This window comes from Micromonospora sp. WMMD558 (genome assembly GCF_049315255.1).
Classification (GTDB): Bacteria; Actinomycetota; Actinomycetes; order Mycobacteriales; family Micromonosporaceae; genus Micromonospora.
On sequence record NZ_CP186061.1, the window covers coordinates 2,043,083 to 2,063,390 of the forward strand.

Annotated in this window: 17 protein-coding genes and 1 riboswitch; of the genes, 9 read left to right on the forward strand and 8 right to left on the reverse strand. The window is 74.2% G+C overall.

Going from position 1 to position 20,308, the window contains the following annotated elements:
* Positions 1-54: 54 nt before the first annotated feature.
* Both ACN26Y_RS09990 and paaN read left to right on the forward strand, forming a co-directional pair.
* Positions 55-1,074, forward strand: coding sequence for a GNAT family N-acetyltransferase (locus ACN26Y_RS09990; protein WP_155330028.1), 1,020 nt, complete (start codon positions 55-57; stop codon positions 1,072-1,074).
* Positions 1,075-1,126: 52 nt separating this feature from the next.
* Positions 1,127-2,800: a phenylacetic acid degradation protein PaaN gene (gene paaN / locus ACN26Y_RS09995; protein ID WP_196255830.1), complete on the forward strand. Its 1,674-nt coding sequence runs from the start codon at positions 1,127-1,129 to the stop codon at positions 2,798-2,800.
* A gap of 65 nt (positions 2,801-2,865) precedes the next feature.
* On the opposite strand, the gene ACN26Y_RS10000 is transcribed toward paaN, so the two are convergent.
* Positions 2,866-3,411 carry a GNAT family N-acetyltransferase gene (locus ACN26Y_RS10000; RefSeq protein ID WP_155330030.1) on the reverse strand — a complete coding sequence of 182 codons (546 nt, stop codon included), beginning with the start codon at positions 3,409-3,411 and terminating at the stop codon, positions 2,866-2,868.
* Positions 3,412-3,623: 212 nt separating this feature from the next.
* On the opposite strand from ACN26Y_RS10000, the gene ACN26Y_RS10005 reads away from it, so the two are divergent.
* The 3 genes from ACN26Y_RS10005 (at position 3,624) to groL (ending at position 7,042) form a co-directional block, all read left to right on the forward strand.
* Positions 3,624-3,827, forward strand: a complete 204-nt coding sequence (locus ACN26Y_RS10005; protein WP_067305333.1) for a cold-shock protein — start codon at positions 3,624-3,626, stop codon at positions 3,825-3,827.
* A gap of 437 nt (positions 3,828-4,264) precedes the next feature.
* Complete coding sequence (locus tag ACN26Y_RS10010) at positions 4,265-5,143, forward strand: hypothetical protein (RefSeq protein WP_422734640.1); 879 nt, start codon at positions 4,265-4,267, stop codon at positions 5,141-5,143.
* 276 nt (positions 5,144-5,419) lie between these two features.
* Positions 5,420-7,042 (forward strand): chaperonin GroEL, encoded by a 1,623-nt coding sequence (groL, locus tag ACN26Y_RS10015; RefSeq protein ID WP_155330032.1) that lies wholly within the window; start codon positions 5,420-5,422, stop codon positions 7,040-7,042.
* A gap of 57 nt (positions 7,043-7,099) precedes the next feature.
* On the opposite strand, the gene ACN26Y_RS10020 is transcribed toward groL, so the two are convergent.
* The 3 genes from ACN26Y_RS10020 to ACN26Y_RS10030 all read right to left on the reverse strand — a co-directional run bounded on the left by ACN26Y_RS10020 (position 7,100) and on the right by ACN26Y_RS10030 (position 10,866).
* Positions 7,100-7,300 carry a hypothetical protein gene (locus ACN26Y_RS10020; protein WP_155330033.1) on the reverse strand — a complete coding sequence of 67 codons (201 nt, stop codon included), beginning with the start codon at positions 7,298-7,300 and terminating at the stop codon, positions 7,100-7,102.
* A gap of 85 nt (positions 7,301-7,385) precedes the next feature.
* Positions 7,386-8,315 carry a GNAT family N-acetyltransferase gene (locus ACN26Y_RS10025; protein ID WP_155330034.1) on the reverse strand — a complete coding sequence of 310 codons (930 nt, stop codon included), beginning with the start codon at positions 8,313-8,315 and terminating at the stop codon, positions 7,386-7,388.
* A gap of 82 nt (positions 8,316-8,397) precedes the next feature.
* On the reverse strand, positions 8,398-10,866 hold the full coding sequence (locus ACN26Y_RS10030; RefSeq protein ID WP_422734917.1) for a S8 family serine peptidase: 2,469 nt from the start codon (positions 10,864-10,866) through the stop codon (positions 8,398-8,400).
* 272 nt (positions 10,867-11,138) lie between these two features.
* On the opposite strand from ACN26Y_RS10030, the gene ACN26Y_RS10035 reads away from it, so the two are divergent.
* A complete protein-coding gene (locus ACN26Y_RS10035; RefSeq protein ID WP_155330035.1) occupies positions 11,139-12,971 on the forward strand; it encodes a glycerol-3-phosphate dehydrogenase/oxidase in 1,833 nt (610 codons plus the stop codon).
* 86 nt (positions 12,972-13,057) lie between these two features.
* Positions 13,058-13,579 carry a hypothetical protein gene (locus ACN26Y_RS10040; RefSeq protein ID WP_155330036.1) on the forward strand — a complete coding sequence of 174 codons (522 nt, stop codon included), beginning with the start codon at positions 13,058-13,060 and terminating at the stop codon, positions 13,577-13,579.
* Positions 13,580-13,631: 52 nt separating this feature from the next.
* On the opposite strand, the gene ACN26Y_RS10045 is transcribed toward ACN26Y_RS10040, so the two are convergent.
* On the reverse strand, positions 13,632-15,026 hold the full coding sequence (locus ACN26Y_RS10045; protein WP_155330037.1) for an FAD-binding oxidoreductase: 1,395 nt from the start codon (positions 15,024-15,026) through the stop codon (positions 13,632-13,634).
* Positions 15,027-15,287: 261 nt separating this feature from the next.
* Between ACN26Y_RS10045 and ACN26Y_RS10050 the strand changes: the two genes are divergently transcribed.
* On the forward strand, positions 15,288-16,493 hold the full coding sequence (locus ACN26Y_RS10050; RefSeq protein WP_196255896.1) for an FUSC family protein: 1,206 nt from the start codon (positions 15,288-15,290) through the stop codon (positions 16,491-16,493).
* A gap of 9 nt (positions 16,494-16,502) precedes the next feature.
* Here ACN26Y_RS10050 and ACN26Y_RS10055 read toward each other — a convergent pair whose 3' ends face one another.
* On the reverse strand, positions 16,503-17,765 hold the full coding sequence (locus ACN26Y_RS10055; protein ID WP_422734641.1) for an aminotransferase class V-fold PLP-dependent enzyme: 1,263 nt from the start codon (positions 17,763-17,765) through the stop codon (positions 16,503-16,505).
* 44 nt (positions 17,766-17,809) lie between these two features.
* A riboswitch (SAM riboswitch) is annotated at positions 17,810-17,931 on the reverse strand.
* A gap of 164 nt (positions 17,932-18,095) precedes the next feature.
* Here ACN26Y_RS10055 and ACN26Y_RS10060 point away from each other — a divergent pair.
* Positions 18,096-19,544, forward strand: a complete 1,449-nt coding sequence (locus ACN26Y_RS10060; protein WP_155330040.1) for a PrsW family intramembrane metalloprotease — start codon at positions 18,096-18,098, stop codon at positions 19,542-19,544.
* Positions 19,545-19,569: 25 nt separating this feature from the next.
* Here ACN26Y_RS10060 and ACN26Y_RS10065 read toward each other — a convergent pair whose 3' ends face one another.
* Together ACN26Y_RS10065 and ACN26Y_RS10070 are read right to left on the reverse strand one after the other, a co-directional pair.
* The gene (locus ACN26Y_RS10065) at positions 19,570-19,737 is read right to left on the reverse strand and encodes a hypothetical protein (RefSeq protein WP_196255831.1); all 168 of its coding nucleotides are present in this window, start codon (positions 19,735-19,737) and stop codon (positions 19,570-19,572) included.
* 126 nt (positions 19,738-19,863) lie between these two features.
* Positions 19,864-20,202, reverse strand: coding sequence for a GroES family chaperonin (locus ACN26Y_RS10070; protein WP_155330041.1), 339 nt, complete (start codon positions 20,200-20,202; stop codon positions 19,864-19,866).
* Between the last annotated feature and the right edge of the window lie 106 nt (positions 20,203-20,308).

A 20,308-nucleotide genomic window follows, 5' to 3' on the forward strand; every position in this document is an offset into this window, starting at 1 on the left:
GGGCCGGCGGAAAACCGCTGGCCCCGATCGCGTTTTCGGCGCACGCTCGCTCCCATGAGCATCGCCGTCACCCCGTACGACGCCGCCGACCCGGCCGCGATCGACGAGGCGCACCGCATCACCGCCGCGGTCGCCACCGTCGACCTGCCCGACTTCCCGGTCCAGACCCGGGACGAGTTCGCCGCGTACGCCCGCCACCCGATGCCGGGCTACGTCGTGACCCGCGCGCTGGCCCGGCTCGACGGCGTGGCGGCCGGGCACCTCGAAGTGCGGTTCCCGCAACTCGACAACACGGACAACGCCAGCGTGGACCTGGTCGTCCACCCGGAGCACCGGCGCCGGGGTGTGGGTCGGGCGCTGCTCGCGTACGCCGTCGAGGTGGCCCGGGAGCACGGCCGCAAGCGGCTCTACTGCGACACCGTGGTGGCGCTGCCGGACGGGCCGGCGCGCCCGGAGGCCGGCGCGGCCTTCGCCGCGGCCGCCGGGGCCCACGCCGCCCTGGCCGAGGTTCGGCGCCGGCTGGACGTCACGGCGCTCGACCACGCCGCCCTGGACGCGCTGCTGGCCGGCGCACGCGCCCGCTCCGCCGGCTACCGCGCGGTGGGCTGGCACGGTCCGGTTCCGGAGGAGTACGTCGCCGACGTCGCCCGGCTGGAGAGCCGGATGAACACCGACGCGCCGATCGGCGACCTGACGCTGGAGGCGGAGAACATCGACGCCGGGCGGATCCGGGCGACCGAGGCGGCGCTGTCGGCCCGGGGACGGCGCACCTACCACTACGGCGCGGTGGACGAGGCGAGCGGCCGGCTGGTCGCCTGGACCATGGTCGACGTCAGCCCCGGCTCGCCGTGGCACGCCTGGCAGCAGACCACCATCGTCGACCCCGACCACCGGGGCCACCGCCTGGGCCTCCTCGTCAAGATCGAGAATCTCCGGTTCGCGCTTGCGAACGAACCACAGCTCCGCGCCGTCGACACCTGGAACGCGGCGGTCAACCAGCACATGATCCGGATCAACGAGCAGATCGGCTTCCGGCCGGTCGACGGCTGGACGGACTGGCAGTTGACGATCTGAGTTGTGACACGCCACTACTGATCGTGCGGGTTTCTGTTGCATGATGGCGGGCATGACGGAGACCCCGCACCCCCTGTACGACCGGCACGCCGACACCCTCACCCGTGCGCTGACCGCCATCTCGGAACGCGGGTACTGGTCCGCCTACCCGGAGTCACCCAGCCCGCGGGTGTACGGCGAGACCGCCGCCGCCGACGGCAAGGCCGCCTTCGAGGCGTACCTCGGTCGCGACTTCCCCCTCGACCAGCCCGGCGACGGGAGCACGGTCGCCACCGAGGCCAGCCCGTTCGGTGTCGACCTGGGCGTCCGCTACCCGCACGCGGCGGGCGACCAACTCGTCGCCGCGGCCACCGCCGCGCTGCCCGCGTGGCGCGACGCCGGCCCGCAGGCCCGGGCGGGCGTGTGCCTGGAGATCCTCGACCGGCTGCACAAGAACGTGTTCGAGCTGGCCAACGCCGTGCAGTTCACCAGCGGCCAGGCGTTCGTGATGGCCTTCCAGGCCGGCGGCGCGCACGCCCTGGACCGCGCGCTGGAGGCCGTCGCGTACGCGTACGCGGAGATGACCCGGCACCCGGGGACGGCGGGCTGGGAGAAGGCGGCCGGCAAGGGCGACCCGCTGCGGATGACCAAGACGTTCCACGTCGTGCCGCGCGGCGTGGCGCTGGTGATCGGATGCAACACGTTCCCCACGTGGAACTCGTACCCCGGGCTCTTCGCCTCGCTGGTCACCGGCAACCCCGTCATCGTCAAGCCGCACCCGCGGGCGGTGCTGCCGCTCGCCGTCACCGTGAAGTACGCCCGGGAGGTGCTCGCCGAGGCCGGGTTCGACCCCAACCTGGTGCTGCTGGCCACCGAGGCGTCCGGCGAGAAGCTCGCGTCGACGCTGGCCCTCCACCCGTCCGTGAAGCTCGTCGACTTCACCGGCTCCACCGAGTACGGCGACTGGCTGGAGGCCAACGCCCGGCAGGCGCAGGTCTACACGGAGAAGGCCGGCCTGAACACGGTGGTGGTCGACTCCACCGACGACTTCGCCGGGATGTGCCGCAACCTAGGGTTCACGCTGACCCTGTACAGCGGCCAGATGTGCACCACCTCGCAGAACATCCTGATCCCCCGGGACGGCATCGAGACCGACCAGGGGCACAAGAGCTTCGACGAGGTGGCCGGCGGCATCGCGGCGGCGGTCGGCAAGCTCACCGCGGACCCGGCGCGCGGCGTCGAGCTGACCGGCGCGATCGTCAACGACGGGGTGCTGGAGCGCCTCGACGAGGTGACCAAGGTCGGCGAGCCGGTGCTGGAGTCGCGTACGGTCGAACACCCCGCCTTCCCCGGCGCGGTCGTGCGGACGCCGACCATCGTCAAGCTGGACGCGGGCGACACCGCGACCTACGCGCGGGAGTGGTTCGGGCCGATCTCCTTCGCCATCGCCACCGACTCCACCGCCCACAGCCTGGAGGTCCTGCGGTCCACCGTCGGTGAGAAGGGCGCGCTGACCGCGGCGGTCTACTCCCGGGACGAGGCCGTGCTGGACGCGGCCGAGGCGGCGGCGATCGAGGTCGGGGTGCACCTGTCGGCCAACCTGACCGGCGGCGTGTTCGTGAACCAGTCGGCGGCGTTCTCCGACTTCCACGGCAGCGGCGCCAACGCGGCGGCCAACGCCGCGCTGACGGACGGCGCGTACGTGGCCAACCGGTTCCGCGTCGTGCAGAGCCGCCGCCACGCCTGAGGTGCAAGGAAGGGCCCCTTCTTAACGCCTCAGGTAGTGGAAGGGGCCCTTCTTAACGCGCGCGCTCACGCCGGGCGGCGCATCTGGAGTTCGGTCAGGGTCGGGATCGTCGGGTGCGGGACGCGTACGCCGGTGTCGACGAAGCCCAGCCGCTGGTACGCCCGGTAGGCCCGGTCGTTGCCGACCACGACCTCCAGCATCAGCTCGCGGCGACCGCAGGCCCGTGACCAGCCGGCGACCGCGTCGATCAGGTCGGCGAGCAGGCCGGTGCCCCGCCAGGAGGGGGTGACGTACACGGCGTAGACGACGGTGAGCCCGGGCTCCTCGGGTGCGACCGTGCCGCCCGCGTGCCCGACCAGACGGCCGCCCGGGTCGGCCACGAACTGGGCGGTGTCCGTGCCCGTGGACGTGTACGCGATCCGCGCCGCGTACTCGGCGTGCGGGCGGGCGGCCGCGTCGGCGATCGTCTCCAGGAAGGCGAGCGGCGCGTCGGCGAGCATCTCCAGCCGCAGTGCCCGCATCCGGGCGGCGTCGCGCGGCCGGACCCGGCGCACCCGCGCCCGTGCCATCGCCACCTGCCCCGGGCCGCGCCCGCCCGGAGTGCTCGTCATGCCGAATGCCTACCACAGCGAAGAACGGCAATGTGGAACGCTCGGAATATGCCCGATTTGTGGTCGTGCGCCGCCGTCACGCCTCGTGTAGCGTGCGATTTCGGTCACCGATTCAGCGGCCGTCGCCGCTCGCCGAACCGGTGCCGCCTCGCGGTCCGGCGCGCCCGGTCCCGGGGTGAGTGGGAACGCCGCGCAGAGTGAGGAAGTGCACCGTGGCACAGGGCACCGTGAAGTGGTTCAACTCCGAAAAGGGCTACGGCTTCATCGCCGTCGACGGCGGGCAGGACGTGTTCGTCCACTTCTCCGCCATCGAGATGGACGGCTACAAGGCGCTGGACGACGGCCAGCGGGTGGAGTTCGAGATCGCCCAGGGCCAGAAGGGGCCGCAGGCCGAGCGGGTGCGCGTCATCGCCTGAGCGGCCTCCGGCCCGACGGGGCGGACCGCCGGCCGTGATCCGCCGAGACCGCGGCCGGTCGGGGGGTACGGTGCCGGCAGCACACCAGGGAAGATCATGAACCGTTCCAGCGCTCGCTGAGGAGGGTTCATTTGTCCGACCAGCCACCCCCGACCGTGCCGTCGCCAGCGCCCGGCGATCCCGACCCTGCGTCCGGTGCCACATCGGTGCCGCCGGCCTCGGATCCGACGGTGCCATCCGCGCCACCATCCGATCCGTGGGCCCCGGCCGCGCCGCCAACGAACCCGTGGGGCCCGGCCGCGCCGCAACCGCAGTACGGGGACCCGGCCGCGTCGCCGCCGTACCCCGGCAGTCCGAAGGCGTCCCCGTACCCGTGGGGTCCCGCTGCCGGGCAGCCGTGGGGCCCGCCCGGCTATCCGGGTGCCCCGGCCTGGCCCGTGCCGCCGTACCCGGGTGGCGTCCTGCACGGGTACGACCCGGCCGATCCACTGGTAACCCCGCCCGGCGGAGGCCTGGAGGGGTGGTTCAACCGCTGCCTCGGGGCCGTCCGGCGCGGCTGGCGCCTCCTCCTGCCGATCGTGCTGCTGACCCAGGTGCTGCCGGCCGTGGTGATCGCGATCGTCACGTACGCGACCGACCCGAGTGCCGAGTGGGCGGCCGCCGGTACCGACGACCCGGCGGCGCTGCCCGACGGCTTCGGGGCGGACGTGGCCACCCTGTTCGCCGTCACCCTCGGGGCAGTGGTGGTCTTCGGCCTGGTGCAGAGCCTGGGTTGGGCGGCGGGCACCTGGGTGATCACCCGTCAAGCGGCCGGCGAGGGAGTCGGCCTCGCCGGTGCGCTCCGCTACGGCCTGCGTCGCGCCCTCGGCCTCTGGGGCTGGAGCCTGCTGATGGGGCTGCTCATCGGCATCGGCGTGTGCTTCTGTGTGCTGCCCGGTGTCTACCTCGCCTTCGCCCTGAGCCTGGCCGGGCCGGTGTACCTCTTCGAGCGTCAGGCGCCGATCGGCCGCTCGTTCCGGATGTTCCACGACCGCCTCGGGCTGGTGCTCGGCCGGGTGGTGCTGATCGCGGCCGTGGTGCTGATGGTGACGGTGGCGGCGGGCGTGATCGAGGCCGTGGCCGCGGCGCCGCTGGGCACCGCCCCGCTGGGGTCGCCGGGCACGGCGCTGGGCATCTTCGCCGTGGTGACTATCACCGCGCTGCTGTCCCTTCCGGCCCACCTCGCCCAGCAGGTCGGGCTCGTCGTGACGTACGCCGAGCAGCGTGCTCATGAGGCGCCGGTGAACGCCGGGCGCCTGGCCGCCGAACTCGGCTGATCGGGGCGGTCGTGCTTGCACTCGGCAAGGGAGAGTGCTAAACAGGTCATTGGCACTCGCAGACCGTGAGTGCCAATGGTCGGGGCGGTAGGGCCACGGCCGCACGCGGAGTCGCGAGGCACCGGGTGCGGCACATGGCCGGTCGTCGCGGGCTATCCGGCCCGGCCGGCGGACGTCGTCGTCGCCAGGTGGCGACGTCCCAAGGTGCGTACACCAGACGGCCCATCCGGGGCACACACTCGGGTGGCCCGTGAGTGTCCAGGAGGACAACGCCGTATGGCCAAGATGATCGCGTTCGACGAGGAAGCTCGCCGCGGCCTCGAGCGGGGCATGAACCAGCTCGCCGACGCCGTGAAGGTGACCCTCGGCCCCAAGGGCCGCAACGTCGTGCTCGAGAAGAAGTGGGGCGCTCCCACCATCACCAACGATGGTGTGAGCATCGCCAAGGAGATCGAGCTCGAGGACCCGTACGAGAAGATCGGCGCCGAGCTGGTCAAGGAGGTCGCGAAGAAGACCGACGACGTCGCCGGTGACGGCACGACGACGGCGACCGTCCTGGCCCAGGCCCTGGTCCGCGAGGGCCTGCGCAACGTGGCCGCCGGTGCCAACCCGATGGCCCTGAAGCGGGGCATCGAGGCCGCGGTCGCGAGCGTCTCGGAGGAGCTGCTGAAGCTCGCCAAGGACGTCGAGACCAAGGAGCAGATCGCCTCCACCGCCTCCATCTCCGCTGGTGACACCAGCGTCGGCGAGATCATCGCCGAGGCGATGGACAAGGTCGGCAAGGAAGGCGTCATCACCGTCGAGGAGAGCAACACCTTCGGCCTGGAGCTGGAGCTCACCGAGGGTATGCGCTTCGACAAGGGCTACGTGTCGGCCTACTTCATGACCGACCCGGAGCGGATGGAGGCCGTCTTCGACGACCCCTACATCCTGATCGTCAACAGCAAGATCTCCTCGGTGAAGGACCTGCTCCCGATCCTGGAGAAGGTCATGCAGTCGGGCAAGCCGCTGCTGATCATCGCCGAGGACATCGAGGGCGAGGCCCTGGCGACCCTGGTCGTCAACAAGGTCCGCGGCACCTTCAAGTCGGTCGCCGTCAAGGCGCCGGGCTTCGGTGACCGCCGCAAGGCCATGCTCGCCGACATCGCCATCCTCACCGGTGGCCAGGTCATCAGCGAGGAGGTCGGCCTCAAGCTCGACGCCGTCGGCCTCGACATGCTGGGCCGCGCCCGTAAGGTCGTGGTGACCAAGGACGAGACCACCATCGTCGACGGTGCCGGCGACGCCGAGCAGATCCAGGGCCGGGTCAACCAGATCCGGGCCGAGATCGAGAAGAGCGACTCCGACTACGACCGCGAGAAGCTGCAGGAGCGCCTGGCCAAGCTGGCCGGCGGTGTCGCGGTGATCAAGGTCGGCGCGGCCACCGAGGTCGAGCTGAAGGAGCGCAAGCACCGCATCGAGGACGCCGTCCGCAACGCGAAGGCCGCCGTCGAGGAGGGCATCGTCCCGGGTGGTGGCGTCGCGCTGGTGCAGGCCGGCAAGACCGCCTTCGACAAGCTGGACCTGACCGGTGACGAGGCGACCGGCGCCCAGATCGTCAAGATCGCGCTGGACGCCCCGCTGCGGCAGATCGCCGTCAACGCCGGCCTCGAGGGTGGCGTCGTCGTCGAGCACGTCCGCAACATCGAGGCGGGCCACGGCCTCAACGCCGCGACCGGCGAGTACGTGGACCTGCTGGCCGCGGGCATCATCGACCCGGCCAAGGTCACCCGGTCGGCGCTGCAGAACGCGTCGTCGATCGCGGCGCTCTTCCTCACCACCGAGGCCGTCGTGGCGGACAAGCCGGAGAAGACCCCGGCTGCCCCGGCCGGCCCGGGCGGCGGGGACATGGACTTCTGAGTCCAGGCTCCACGAGACCGGGAGGGGCGGGCCGCGTCAGCGGTCCGCCCCTCTTCGTCATGTCGGCAACGGCCGTTGGTTGCGCCGCTTCTGCGCCCGGTCGTACGGCTGTGGCACCTGGACCGGCTCGTCCACCACCGTCGCCGGCTCGTCCGCCGGGGAGTCGTCGATGCCCTCCATCTCCGCCCGCTGTTCCGCGTCGCCGTAGTCGAGGCGGTCGAAGGGCAGTGGGCCGGGGCGTTCGTCGTCCGTGGTCATGGCGCCTCCTCTACCGAAACGGTAGGGGGCATCGATGGGCGACGGGGGCGAATGACGCTATCAGGTGATCTATCCTATTCGCCCGTTATCGATCCGCGAGTGTCCTCCGGTACAGGAAGAAGACCCGCTCGATCCGGGCACCCGCGCTGCCCGAGTAGAACCGGACCGGCCCCACCCAGCCGATCTGCGCCGCCGTGAACCCCGCCGCCCGCTGGTCGGCCAGGCAGCGGCGCAGCAGCACCCCGCCGATGCCGGTCCCCTCGGCCGCCGGCGCCGTGCCCATCGGCCCGAACCAGCTCGGCCGGGACGACCCCCACGCGGCGAAGCCGAGCACCTCGCCGTCGCGCTCCGCCAGGTGACAGCCCGCCAGCGACCGGCCGACCGAGCCGGCCAGCTCCGCGTCCCAGGTGCCGCCGAACACCGACCGGGCGAAGGCCGCCAGCGCCGGCAGGTCCGCCGGCTCCGCGCGCCGCACGGTGACGCCCTGGCCGGCCAGCCGCTCCTCCGCCGGCACCGTCGTGCGCAGGGCGGGGCTGCCGTCGTACGACAGGTCGGCGGTCATGTTCCAGGCCGTGCGATCCTGGGTGTAGCCGAGCGCCTGGGCCGCGCAGACCGCCGGTGTGTAGCGCACGTCGATGCCCGGCCATGCGTAGTACGGCGGGTTGCCGGCCAGCAGCACCTCCACCGCGCCGAGCCCGGCGAGCTTCTCCTCGGCGTACGACAGCAGCGCCCGCCCGACGCCGCGCCGCCGGTGCCCGGGGTCCACCGCCACCAGGTCGACGTGTCCCTGCGTGCCGTCCCGTCCGGAGAGCGAGCCGATGAGCGCGCCGGTCAGGCGGCCGTCCCGGTACGCGCCGAGCGCGACCACCGGCCGGTCGGCGGTGGCCCGGGGCCAGAGTACGTCCACGATGGCCGGTGCCTCGGCGGCGTCCTCCGGCAGGTCCAGCGACCGGCCGCACAACTCCACCACGGCGGCCCGCCGGTCCGGGCCCAACTCGACGATGTCGACCTCCATGGACGCCGACCCTAGGTCACCCGAGCGCTTCTGTTAAGAAGGGGCCCTTTTACTACGCGAGGCGTTAGGAAGGGGCCCTTCCTTACCGCTGGGCGGCGCGGACGGCGGCGTACGCGTCGACGAGGCCGGCGCCGGTCACGTTCCGCTGGTCGCCGCACGTGTCGTTGCCGGGCACGGCCGGAGCCGCGGTCTCGGTCAGGATCCGCCGGGTCCGGGGGAGGTCACCGACCAGCGCCGGGTTCGCCGACCACATCAGCGCCGCCACACCCGCCACCTGCGGGGTCGCCATGGACGTGCCGCTCAGTTCGGCGTACCCGCCACCGGGCATCGCCGAGAGCACCTTGTCGCCGGGCGCCACCAGGTCGGGCTTGGCCGCTCCGCCGGGAGCCGGGCCGCGCGAGGAGAACTGCGCCACCCGCCGTTGCCGGTCGACCGCACCGACGGTCAGCACGTCGTCGTACGGGGCCGGCGGGTCGTCGACCGAGCGGCAGTGCGGCCCGGTGTTGCCGGCGGCGGCGACCGTCAGGATGCCGGCGGCGTCCAGAGCGGCGGTGGCCGGCCGCAGCGCACGCGGGTCGCAGCCCTCGATCGCCGGGCAGCCCCACGAGTTGGTCAGGATGTCGGGAGCGCGGTCCGGGCGGCCGTCGGTGAACGGGTCCCCGCCGGCCGGGAAGGGCGCCAGCATGAACTGGAGGCAGCCCAGGTAGTAGGCGGGGTTGCCGAGGTTGCGGTCCAGGTTGACGCAGCCGGTCCAGGAGGCGCCGGGAGCCACTCCGACGCCGTTGCGGCCGACGGCGCTGCCCAGCGTGTGGGTCCCGTGCCCGCCCTGGTCGGTCGGGGTGGCGGTGGCGTCCCAGGGGTCGTACCAGGAATCGCCGCCGCCCCGGAAGCCGCCGGCGAGCGCCGGGTGCGCGCCGTCCACCCCGGAGTCGGAGCTGCCCACCGTCACGCCCGCACCGGTGACGCCCAGCTCGGACCAGACCCGGTCGGCGCCGATCAGCCGGACGTTCCAGGTGGGACCGCCGGGTGCGGGGGCGCCGCCGCGGGCGGGGGCGGCCGGCGCGGGCAGCGGACGGATCCGCTGGCTGACCAGGACCCGGTCCACCTCGGAGCGGCTGGCGAGCCAGGCCCGCACCGCCGGCCCCCCGTCGACCTCGATCGCGTTGACCAGGTAGTACGGGGTGTGGTCCAGCCGGACGCGGCGCAGGTCGCGGCGCAGGTCGGCCTGCGTACGCTCGGCCGTCTCGACGAGCCGCCGGTAGACCTCCCGGGCCCGGGCGTCGCGGCCGGCGCGGCCGGTCGTGGTCGGTACGTCGCTCAGGTCGGCCTGCTCCCGCAGCACCACGAAGAGCCGCTCGCCGTGCAGGCCGGGCTGTCCCGGCCCCACGGCCACGAGCCCCGTCGTGAGCAGCAGGACGGCGGCGGCCACCGCGGCCACGGCCCGCCGGGGCGTGGCGGCGTGCCGCCGGGCGAGCAGCACGCCGTACCCGACGGCGAGCAGGACCGCGACGGCGAGCCCGGCGCCGGCGGCGACCGACACCCAGAACGGCACGTCGCGGGTGGCCGCCAGGACGACGCTGATCTCCTCGTCGTCGGTCCAGGCGAGTGGGCCGAACACGGCGAGCCCGACCAGCCAGGCGGTCGCGGCCCCGCCGCCGGCCGCCGTGCGCCGCCCCGCCGCGGCCAGGGCCGCCAGCGCGAATCCGGCCGGGGGGAGGGTCAGCAGGAGCGGCAGTTGCGCGCCGGACTGCCCGACGCCCGCGCCGAGCGGCAGCAGTGCGACGCCGGCGACCAGGCCGCCGACCAGGACCAGGCGGGCCGGTCGCGGCGGCGTGCCGACGGCGAACCGGGACCAGAAGGCGTCGCCGAGCAACGCGGCGGCCAGTACGCCGACCGCCGCGGCGGCGAGCCCGGCGAGCAGCGTCTCCAGCAGCCCGCCGAGCGCACCGATCCACACCCAGGGCAGCAGCAGCGCGAGGCCGCCCGCGAACCCGAGCAGCGTCACCGGAGCGGGACGCGACACCCTTCCCTGGGCCCAGGGCCGGTGCTCGTCCGCCCCGCCGTCGCTGCCGGCCGCCGGCTCCGGTGCCGGCGGGGGTCCGTCCGGGGCGTTCGGCGCGGTCGGGGGTCCGGTCGCGACGCCCGGTGCGGCCGGCCGGCCCGGGGCAGCCGCGGTGGGTCCGCCCGGCGGCGCGGCGACGGGGGTGACCGCCGCCCGCCGGCGCAGCCGCCGCACGACGAGTGCGGCCAGCGCGGCGGTGGCGGCCAGTGCGGCCAGGTACGCCTCGTGGTGCACCGGCGGTAGCGCCCGGAGCAGGACGAACGCGCCGAACGCGAGCAGCCCGCCCAGCCAGACGCGACCGGTGGTGCGGACGGCGGCGGAGCGGGGCGCCAGGGCCAGGGCCAGGGCGGGTGTACCGGCCAGGAGCACGACGGCGACGGCCACCACGGGCCAGAGCCAGACCGCCCGGTCCAGCCCGGAGGCCAGCAGGATCTGGTCGGCCAGCCAGCCACCGAACTGGGACAGCACGACGAGCCCGACGATCCACAGCCCGGTGGCCACGGCGGCCACCACCGCCCAGGGGCTTCCCGGCTCTGCGCCGTGCGGAGTCGGGGCGAGATGTCCCGGGCGTTCAGGCTGCACGGGCAAACAGTACGTCGCCGTCACAAAGTCGGCAGGAGTGGCGGCCCGATCCGTGCCCGGGACGGGATCGTGGAAAGGAACGGCCCCGCGACGGGCCGAAAAACTTGCAAGATCCCGAAGCGTCTCCGGGCGGGCGTCGTGGACGCCGCCGGCGTGGGCCGAGCGGTTACGGTGGAGGCGTGCGCGACCCCAACGTCTCCCGAGCGGCCGCCGGCCAGCTCTCCCCGCAGCGGCGGGCCGCCGACCTGCGCCGCCTGGCCGCGGAGCGCTTCGACGTCCTGGTGATCGGCGGCGGGGCGACCGGCGCGGGCGCCGCGCTGGACGCCGCCTCGCGCGGCCTCAAGGTCGCCCTGGTCGAGGCGCGCGACTACGCCGCCGGCACGTCCAGCCGGTCCAGCAAGCTGATCCACGGCGGCCTGCGCTACCTGGAGCAGCTCGAGTTCCACCTGGTCCACGAGGCGCTCACCGAACGGGGGCTGCTCGCCACCCGCCTCGCGCCGCATCTGGTCCGGCCGGTGCCGTTCCTGGTGCCGCTCCCGGCCGGGCAGGGCCTGCGCGACCTGCCTGCCCGCGTCTTCCGTCGCTCCTACTACGGGGCCGGAGTGGCGACGTACGACATTTTCGCCGGGATCTTCGGCGGCGGCCGGGGGATGCCCCTGCACCGGCACCTGACCCGGGAGGGCGCCCGCCGGACCTTCCCCAGCCTCAAGGCGGAGGGCCTGGCCGGCGCCATCCGGTACTACGACGGCCAGGTCGACGACGCCCGCCTGGTGGTCACCCTCGCCCGGACCGCCGCCAGCCTCGGCGCGACCGTGGTGACCAGTGCCCGCGCCGTCGGTCTCATCCGGCAGGCCCGGGAGGTCACCGGGGTCCGTGTCCGCGACCTGGAGGCGCCGGCCGGCTCCCCGGACGCCGAGTTCGAGGTACGCGCCCGGACCGTCATCGCCGCCACCGGCGTGTGGAGCGACGACATGTCGCGGATGCTCAACGACGTCGGGCTGCGCCCCGGCCTCCGGGTCCGTGCCTCCAAGGGCGTACACCTGGTGGTGCCCCGGTCGGCGATCACCGGCGAGACCGGGCTGATCCTGCGTACCGCGACGAGCGTGCTCTTCGTCATCCCGTGGGGCGGGCACTGGATCATCGGGACCACCGACACCGACTGGCGGCTCGACCGGTCCCACCCGGCCGCCTCCGCGCGCGACATCGAGTACCTGCTGACGCAGGTCAACACCGTCCTGGACCGGCCCCTCACCACCGCCGACATCGAGGGCGTGTACGCGGGCCTGCGACCGCTGCTGGCCGGCGAGGCGGACTCCACGTCGAAGCTGTCCCGGGAACACGCGGTGTTCGAGCCGATGCTCGGCCTGCTGCTGGTGGCCGGCGGGAAGTACACGACCTACCGGGTGATGGCCTCGGACGTGGTCGACCGGGCCGCCCACCGGATGGGGTCGGTGCGTCCGTCGCGCACCGCCGACCTTCCGCTGCTCGGCGCCGACGGGTACGCGGCGATGTGGCGGGACCGGGCCGACCTGGCCCGCCGGCACGCTGTTCCGGTCGGCGTGGTGGAGCACCTGCTGGAGCGGTACGGCACGCTCACCCTGGAACTGCTCGCCCTGGTCGACGCGGACCCGCTGCTCGCCTCACCGCTGGCCGGCGCGCCCGAGTACCTGGCCGCCGAGGTGACCTACGCGGCCCGCGCCGAGGGAGCGCTGCACCTGGAGGACGTGCTGACCCGGCGTACCCGGATCTCCATCGAGACCGCCCACCGCGGCCTGGAGTCCGCCGAGCACGCCGCGGAGCTGATGGGTGCGGTGCTCGGCTGGGACGCCGAGGTGCGGGCGCGGGAGATCGCGCACTACCGGGCGCGGGTGGAGGCCGAGCGGAACTCCCAGCTCATGCCGGACGACGCGACCGCCGACGCGGCCCGGCTCGGCGCGCCGGACGTCCGGGGCTTCGCCGCGGACCGCGGCGGGGACGGCGACTCGGTTGAACTTCCGTCCTCGTCCCGCTGACCGATCCACCCGGGGAACGTCCATCATCGATGCCCGACCGGTCGGCGGGTTACGTGCGCTACCTACGGTGGGGTAAGTTTCGGCGCGTGCTTTCCGCATCCTGGTCGCGTCCGGTTCAGCTCTCCGTCGCCACGCTGCTGGCAGTCGTGCTCGCCGGCTGCTCCGGAGCCGATGCGGGAGGCTCGCCGAGCCCGGACCCGTCGGCGCCGCCCCAGCAGCAACTCGGTAACGCGGCCACCATCAGCGAGGGCCGGGTCAGCCTGCTCCAGAAGCTGGGCGAGTCGGGGCCGCTGCGGACACTCAATGTGGAGGTCGACGGCCGGTGGGAGTGCGTGGACTGCGCCGGCGACGGGGTGACGTCGGCGGGCGCGCTCACCGCGGAGCAGCTCGCACGCCTCCAGAGGTTGCTCGCCGACCCGGGTCTGGCGAAGGAGACCGATCAGGCCCGTCAGTACCGGGTCACCTGCATCGACGCGTTGACCTCCAGCCTGCTCACCGCGTCCGGCCTGATCACCTCCCAGGACTGCCCGGGCGAGGAGAAGCCGCCGATCGCCCACGAGATCCTGCTGCTGCTGACCCAGGCCACCCCGGCCGAGCCGACCTCCTGAAGCCGGCGCTGGGCGGTACCCGGGTGGCGCGTCCGACGCGCGGGCCGGCGGGTCAGAGGACCTTGCCGGGGTTGAGCAGGCCGGTCGGGTCGAGCGCGGCCTTGATCGCCTGGTGCACCCGTACGCCCACCGGGCCGATCTCGCGGGCCAGCCAGTCCCGCTTGAGCAGGCCGACCCCGTGCTCGCCGGTGCAGGTGCCGCCCAGGTCGAGCCCCAGCCGCATGATCTCGTCGAAGGCCCGGCGGCCGCGTTCCAGGCTGGCCGGATCCGCCCGGTCCACCACGATGTTGGGGTGCAGGTTGCCGTCGCCGGCGTGACCCACGACGCCGATCGGCACGTCGCACTCGGCGGCGATCCGCGCCACCCCGTCGAGCATGGCGGCCAGCGCCCCGCGGGGCACCGCCACGTCGTCGATGACCAGCCCGCCGTTGCCGGCCGGGTACGTGTCGGCGGCGAACTTCTCCATCGCCGGGTGCGCCAGCCGCCGCGCCTGGAGCAGCGCCGCCGCCTCCACCGCGTCGGTGGCCGCGTACACCTCGTCGGCGCCGGCCGCCTCGCAGACCGCCGCGAGGCCGGCCAGGTCCTCGGTGGCCCGCGAGCCGGTGTCCACGGCGGCCAGCAGGAGCGCCTGCGCGTCCGTCCGCAGCCCCATCGGGCGGTACGCCTCGATCGCCCGCAGGTGCGTCTGGTCGAGCAGCTCCAGCAGGCTGGGGGAGAGCCCCTGGGCGGCGATCTCCGCCACGGCGGCGCCGGCGGCGGTGGTGGAGGGGAAGACCGCGACCATGGTCAGCGACTCCGCCGGGGCGGGACGCAGCGCGACGGTCACCTCGGTGATCACGCCGAGGGTGCCCTCGGAGCCGACGAAGAGCCGGGTCAGGTCGTACCCGGCCACGCCCTTGGCGGTCCGCCGGCCGGTGCGCAGCACCTCGCCGGAGGCGAGCACCACCTCCAGGCCGAGCACGTACTCGGTGGTCACGCCGTACTTGACGCAGCACATGCCGCCGGCGTTGGTGGCGACGTTCCCGCCGATGGTCGATGACTCCCAGGAGCCGGGGTCGGGCGGGTACCACAGGCCGTGCTTGGCGACGGCGGCGGCGAGCGTCGCGTTGACCACCCCGGGCTGCACCACGGCGATCCGGCTGACCGGGTCGATCTCCAGGATCGCGTCCAGCGCCGCCGTGCTGATCACCACGGCGCCGTCGACCGCGTTCGCCGCGCCGGCCAGCCCGGTGCGAGCTCCCTGCGGCACCACGGGTACGCCGTGCCGGGCCGCCGTCCGGACGACAGCCGCCACCTGGGCGGTGTCACGCGGACGGGTGACCACGAGGGGCGTGCCGGAGGCGCAGAGGTCCGCCTCGTCCCGTTCGTGCATCCGGAGCAGGTCCGGATCGGTCAGCACCGCGTCGGCGCCGAGCGCGGCACGCAGTTCGTCGAGGAGGGGACCCATGCGCCGAGGCTACGACCCGGGCCAACTGATCATCAACCCGCTCCCCGCCCTCACGATCTTGTACTTCCGGCCCCCGGATCCCCTCTGACGACCTCGCCAGCGGTCGAGGAGACCGGTCCCGCCGGCGAGTCCGCCGCGTACCCTGAGCGGGGACGCTTCGGATACCGCAGGGATTGGGACGGCTCGGCACGGGTAGTACCCGCCGTGGCCCGGAACGACCGACCCTCGATGGCGCAACGGTTCGGGTTGCGCGGCGGCGGCGTGGACGTCGACGGCGCGCGGATCGCCGAGGCGGTGAACCAGCTGCACCACCGTGGGAAGGCGACCCTGCACGACCGCCTGCACCGCGTCCGCATGGCGATGGGCCTCGCCGTCCAGGCCGGACTCGCCGCCGGGCTGTCCTGGCTCGCGGCGCACGAGCTGCTCGGCAACCCGCAGCCCGTCTTCGCGCCGATCTCGGCGGTCGGCACCCTGGCCGTCTCGGTGGGCCAGCGGTTCCGGCGGACGGTCGAGCTGATCGTCGGGGTGGCGGTCGGGGTGGCCCTCGGCGACCTCCTCATCTACCTGCTGGGCACCGGCGCCTGGCAGCTCGGCCTCGTCGTGACCTCGGCGATCATCCTGACCGTCTTCGCCGGGGCCAGCGTGGCCATCGTCATCCAGGCGGCGGCCACCGCCGTGCTGATCGTGACGCTCAGCCCGCAGACGGAGAACCTGGAGATACCCCGGTTCGTCGACGCGTTCGTCGGCGGTGGCATCGCCCTGCTGGTCACCGCGTTGCTGCTGCCGCTCAACCCGCTGCGGGTGCTCAACCGGGCCGCCCGCCCCGCGCTGGACCTGCTCGCCGCGCAGCTCGACGGCGCCGCCGACGGGCTGCGCGAACGGGACCGGGACAAGGTCCAGCGGGCGTTGGAACGGCTGCGCGACAACAAGGAGGAGCTGGCCGCGTTCGGCGAGGCGATCGAGGGCGCCAAGGAGACCGCGATGCTGTCGCCGGCGCGCTGGCACCGGCGCAACGAACTCGCGCACTACTCGGAGGCGGCCGACCCGATCGACCGCGCGATGCGCAACAGCGGCACCCTGATCCGGCGCGCCGTCACGCTCATCGAGGACGAGGAGCCGATCCCCGACCCGATGCCGGACGCGGTTGCCCACCTCGCCGAGTCGGTGCGGCTGCTCAAGCACGAGTTCGCCGTCGGGGAGGAGGCCGAGAAGGCCCGCGAGCGGTCACTGCGCGCGGTCAGCGAGGCCGGCCGCGCGTACGCGGAGGGCGTGGGCTTCTCCGGCAGCGTGGTGGTCGCGCAGGTGCGTACCACCGCGAGCGACCTGCTGGTCGCCTCCGGCATCAGCCAGGAGGAGGCGAACCGCTGGATCCGTCGGTCCTTCGGCGAGCTGGAGCAGTCGCCGGGGCGGCCGGCCGAACCGGCGGAGGGCGGCCCGAAGCCGCCCACCGCCCCGCCGATCGGCTGACCGGAGGGTTCAGCCCAGCGTGGCGAGCGCGGCGAGCAGCGCGTCCACGTGCTCCTCGGTGCTGCCCAGGCCGATGCTGGCCCGGAGCGCCGTCGGCGGCAGGTCACGCCGGCCGCTGCGCCCGGCCGCCTCGGTGAGCAGGCGGCGGGCGAGCGGGTGGGCGCAGAACAGGCCGTCGCGTACCCCGATGTCGTGATGCGCGGCGAGGTGGGCCGCGACCTCGGCCGAGTCCCGGCCGGCCACCACGAACGAGGCGATCCCCACCCGCGGCGCGTCCGGGCCGAAGGTGCGCAGCTCCACCACGTGCGGCAGCGCCGCGATGCCGTCGCGCAGCCGGGCCAGCAGCGCCTGCTCGGCGTCGTGGAGCGCGGCGCGGTCGGCTCCGCTGAGCGCGCCGCACACCGCGGCGAGGGCCACCGCGCCGAGGAGGTTCGGGGTGCCGGCCTCGTGCCGGGCCGGCCCGGTCGCCCACCGGACGTCGTGGGTGGCCGCCCCGACGTGGCTGGTCGCCCCGCCACCCGCCAGGTACGGCGGTGCCGCGTCCAGCCAGTCGGCCCGCCCGACGAGGACGCCCGCGCCGAACGGCGCGTACAGCTTGTGGCCGGAGACGGCCAGGTAGTCGACGTCGAGAACGTGGAGGTCGACGGGGGCGTGCGGGGCGAGCTGGGCGGCGTCCACCGCGATCCGGGCCCAATGCCGGCGGGCCACCCGGGCCAGCTCGGCGACCGGCCACCGCTCGCCGGTCACGTTGCTCGCCCCGGTCACCGCGACCAGCACCGGCAGGTCCCGGTCGGGGGTGGTGCCCCGGCGCAGCTCGCCGAGGGCGGCGTCGAGCGCGCGGACCGCCCCGGCCGGGTCCTCCGGCACCGGCAGCCGTACCGAGCCGCGCGGCCAGGGCAGCAGGTTGGCGTGGTGTTCCCCGCCGAACGTCACCACCGTGGCCCCGGGCGGCAGCGCCCGGGCCAGCAGGTTGAGCGCGTCCGTGGTGTTCCGGGTGAAGACCACGTGGTCGTCCGCCCGGGCGCCGACGAAGTCGCCGACCGTCTGCCGGGCCCGCTCGTAGGCCAGCGTGCAGCGCCGCGACAGCGCCCCGGCGCCCCGGTGCACGCTCGCGTACCAGGGCAGCAGCTCCGCCACCGCGTCGGCCGCGGCCCGCGCGCAGGGCGCGGTGGCCGCGTAGTCGAGGTTGATCTGACCGGGTACGCCGAGCACGTCGAGCGGCCCGGCCGCCGCCCGCGACGGCACCGGCGGGGGTACGAGAGTGAGGGTCATGCGGCACCTCCGGGTCCAGGGACCCCGGGTGGGCACACGGGCGGGGTCCGCGCTTGCCCAGCACACGGATCGGGCCGGGCCCGGTCATCACCCGGGGCACCCCACCGCGAACCTCGACGAGGGTTGCCGGCCAGCAAGCCGGGGCTTGACGCTGGCGCTCGTGACCTGCCGGCAGCATAGCGGTCCCCGGTGCGGCCGGTCCGGCCGGCCGGCGGTCCGGCCGGCCGGCGGTGCGGCCGGTCCGGCGGGCCGGCGGTGCGGCCGGTCCGGCGGGCCGGCGGTGCGGCCGGTCCGGCGGGCCGGCGGGCCGGCGGTGACTACGCTGACGGCATGGCCGACACCCCGCCCGGCGCGGCCCCGCCGCCGCCGACCGCCGCCCCTGTCCCCCCGCCGGCCGAGGGCCTGACGAAGGCCCCCCGGCGTCGGGTCAGCTGGGTACGCGCCCTGGTGCTGGCCGTGGTGATCCTCTTCATCGCCGGCTGTGCGGTCTTCATGGTCTGGACCCTCGGCGAGAGCCTCGGCGGCGAGGCGCTGCTGATCGGGGTCATCGCGGCGGTCCTGCCGGTTCCGGTGCTGGTGTCCTGCTTCCTCTGGCTCGACCGGTACGAGCCGGAGCCACTGAAGTACCTGATCTTCTGCTTCGCCTGGGGGGCGTTCGTCTCCACCGCCGCCTCCCTGACGGTGAACAACTTCGCCGCCGACTCGTTCGAGCGGCTGAACCTCCCGACCACGCTCACCGCGGTGCTGGTCGCGCCGTTCATCGAGGAGTTGACCAAGGCGCTCGGGCCGATCCTCCTGCTGATCTTCCGGCGCCGGGAGTTCTCCGGCATCACCGACGCCCTGGTCTACTGCGGGCTCTCCGCGATCGGCTTCGCCATGGTGGAGAACATCCTGTACCTCGGCGGCTACGGGTACGCGACCGGTGTGGAACGGTACGGCCCGGCGACCGGGACGCAGCAGGTCATCGCGATCTTCATCGTGCGGATCCTGCTCTTCGGGTTCGCCCACCCGCTCTTCACGTCGATGACCGGCGTGGGCCTCGGCATCGCCGCCCGTGCGGCCGACCGGCGGGTACGGGTGCTCGCACCGGTCGCCGGCCTGCTGCTGGCGATGATGCTGCACGGCGCCTGGAACCTGCTGCCCACCCTCACCCAGGCCACCGGCCAGCCGCTGATCCTGCTGTACGGCTTCATCGGCGTGATGGTGCCGATCTTCTTCGGCATGGTGGGGCTCGCCGTCTGGCTACGGTCCTGGGAGGGGCGGCTCACCGAGCGCACCCTGCCGGACTACGTCCGGGCCGGCTGGCTCACCCCGCCGGAGGTGGCGGCGCTCAGCAGCCTCGGGCGCCGGCACGCGGCCCGGGTGTGGGCCAAGCGGGTAAGCGGCGACGCGGGCCTGAAGGCGATGCGCGGGTACCAGTTCGCGGCGACCCGGCTCGCGCTGCTCCGCGACGAGATGCGGCGCGGTCTGGACCGCCGGCCCGTCGACCGGGAGCGGGCGGCCGCGGAGGAACGGCACCTGCTCCAGACGATCGCCGGCTACCGGGCGTACTTCGTGGGCCGGGATCCGCAGGCGCCGGTCGGCGTCTGGGACGGGCACCGGTACCACCTGCGCTTCCCGGACGGCTCCCAGCGACCCGTGGACGCCCCGGACGAGCCGGTCGTCCCGATTCCCGTCGTACTGGCCCCGCCACCCCCCGCTTTCCCGCCCGGCTACGGCCCGCCGCCCGGCTGGTACGGCGTCCGCCCGCCGGCTCCGTGGCCGCACGCCGGTCACTGAGCCGCCCGGGGCGGAGCGCCGGCGCTCAGGTCATCAGGCTGGTGAGGAAGTCCCCGAAACCCTGGAAGATCGCTACCAGGCCGGCGCCGATCGCCTTGAACATCTCCGCCGCGCCCTCGGGCCGGAACGCCATGAAATAGATCAAGAACGCGATGAAGCCCCAGAACAGCAATTTCTTGATCAACTCCGGCATCGTCCCTCCCCAGGGCCGCTGGTGCGGCTGGCTTCCCGGGAAGGAGCAGCGCAAACGGCCCCGGGGCCGGGTCGGCGTCCCGGCCGGCCCGCGGGACCGGCTCGACCGGGGACCTCGACGCAGGCTTCAGAGGTAGAGGCCGGTCGAGTCCGGTTCGACGCGTTCGGCGGCGACGGCGTGCACGTCCCGCTCGCGGAGCAGCACGTAACCGCGGCCGTGCAGCTCGACCTCCGAGCGGTCGTCCGGGTCGAAGAGCACCCGGTCACCGGAGACGATCGAACGGACGTTCGGCCCCACGCCGACGGCGGTGGCCCAGGCCAGGCGCTTGCCGACCGCGGCGGTCGCCGGGATCACGATGCCGGCGGTCGAGCGGCGCTCGCCCTCGCCGCCCTCCATGCGCACCAGCACGCGATCGTGCAGCAGCCGGATCGGCAGGCCGGAGTCGAGATCCTTGTCGGCGGTCACGTCGCAGACGCTACCGTGTGCCGCCCGGCCGGCTCCGGCGTGGTTACGCGGCGGTGGGTGGGGGCAATGTGTGGCGGATCTGCCCTACGGTGGCAGGGTCGGACGT

What these genes read in the sequence shown, in the direction of transcription:
- ACN26Y_RS09990 (WP_155330028.1), top strand. Translation starts at nt 55, where the DNA reads ATGAGCATCGCCGTCACCCCGTACGACGCCGCCGACCCGGCCGCGATC.
- ACN26Y_RS10045 (WP_155330037.1), bottom strand. Translation starts at nt 15,026, where the DNA reads ATGGGTCCCCTCCTCGACGAACTGCGTGCCGCGCTCGGCGCCGACGCG.
- ACN26Y_RS10000 (WP_155330030.1), bottom strand. Translation starts at nt 3,411, where the DNA reads ATGACGAGCACTCCGGGCGGGCGCGGCCCGGGGCAGGTGGCGATGGCA.
- ACN26Y_RS10025 (WP_155330034.1), bottom strand. Translation starts at nt 8,315, where the DNA reads ATGGAGGTCGACATCGTCGAGTTGGGCCCGGACCGGCGGGCCGCCGTG.
- ACN26Y_RS10065 (WP_196255831.1), bottom strand. Translation starts at nt 19,737, where the DNA reads ATGCCGGAGTTGATCAAGAAATTGCTGTTCTGGGGCTTCATCGCGTTC.
- paaN (WP_196255830.1), top strand. Translation starts at nt 1,127, where the DNA reads ATGACGGAGACCCCGCACCCCCTGTACGACCGGCACGCCGACACCCTC.
- ACN26Y_RS10060 (WP_155330040.1), top strand. Translation starts at nt 18,096, where the DNA reads ATGGCCGACACCCCGCCCGGCGCGGCCCCGCCGCCGCCGACCGCCGCC.
- groL (WP_155330032.1), top strand. Translation starts at nt 5,420, where the DNA reads ATGGCCAAGATGATCGCGTTCGACGAGGAAGCTCGCCGCGGCCTCGAG.
- ACN26Y_RS10020 (WP_155330033.1), bottom strand. Translation starts at nt 7,300, where the DNA reads ATGACCACGGACGACGAACGCCCCGGCCCACTGCCCTTCGACCGCCTC.
- ACN26Y_RS10055 (WP_422734641.1), bottom strand. Translation starts at nt 17,765, where the DNA reads ATGACCCTCACTCTCGTACCCCCGCCGGTGCCGTCGCGGGCGGCGGCC.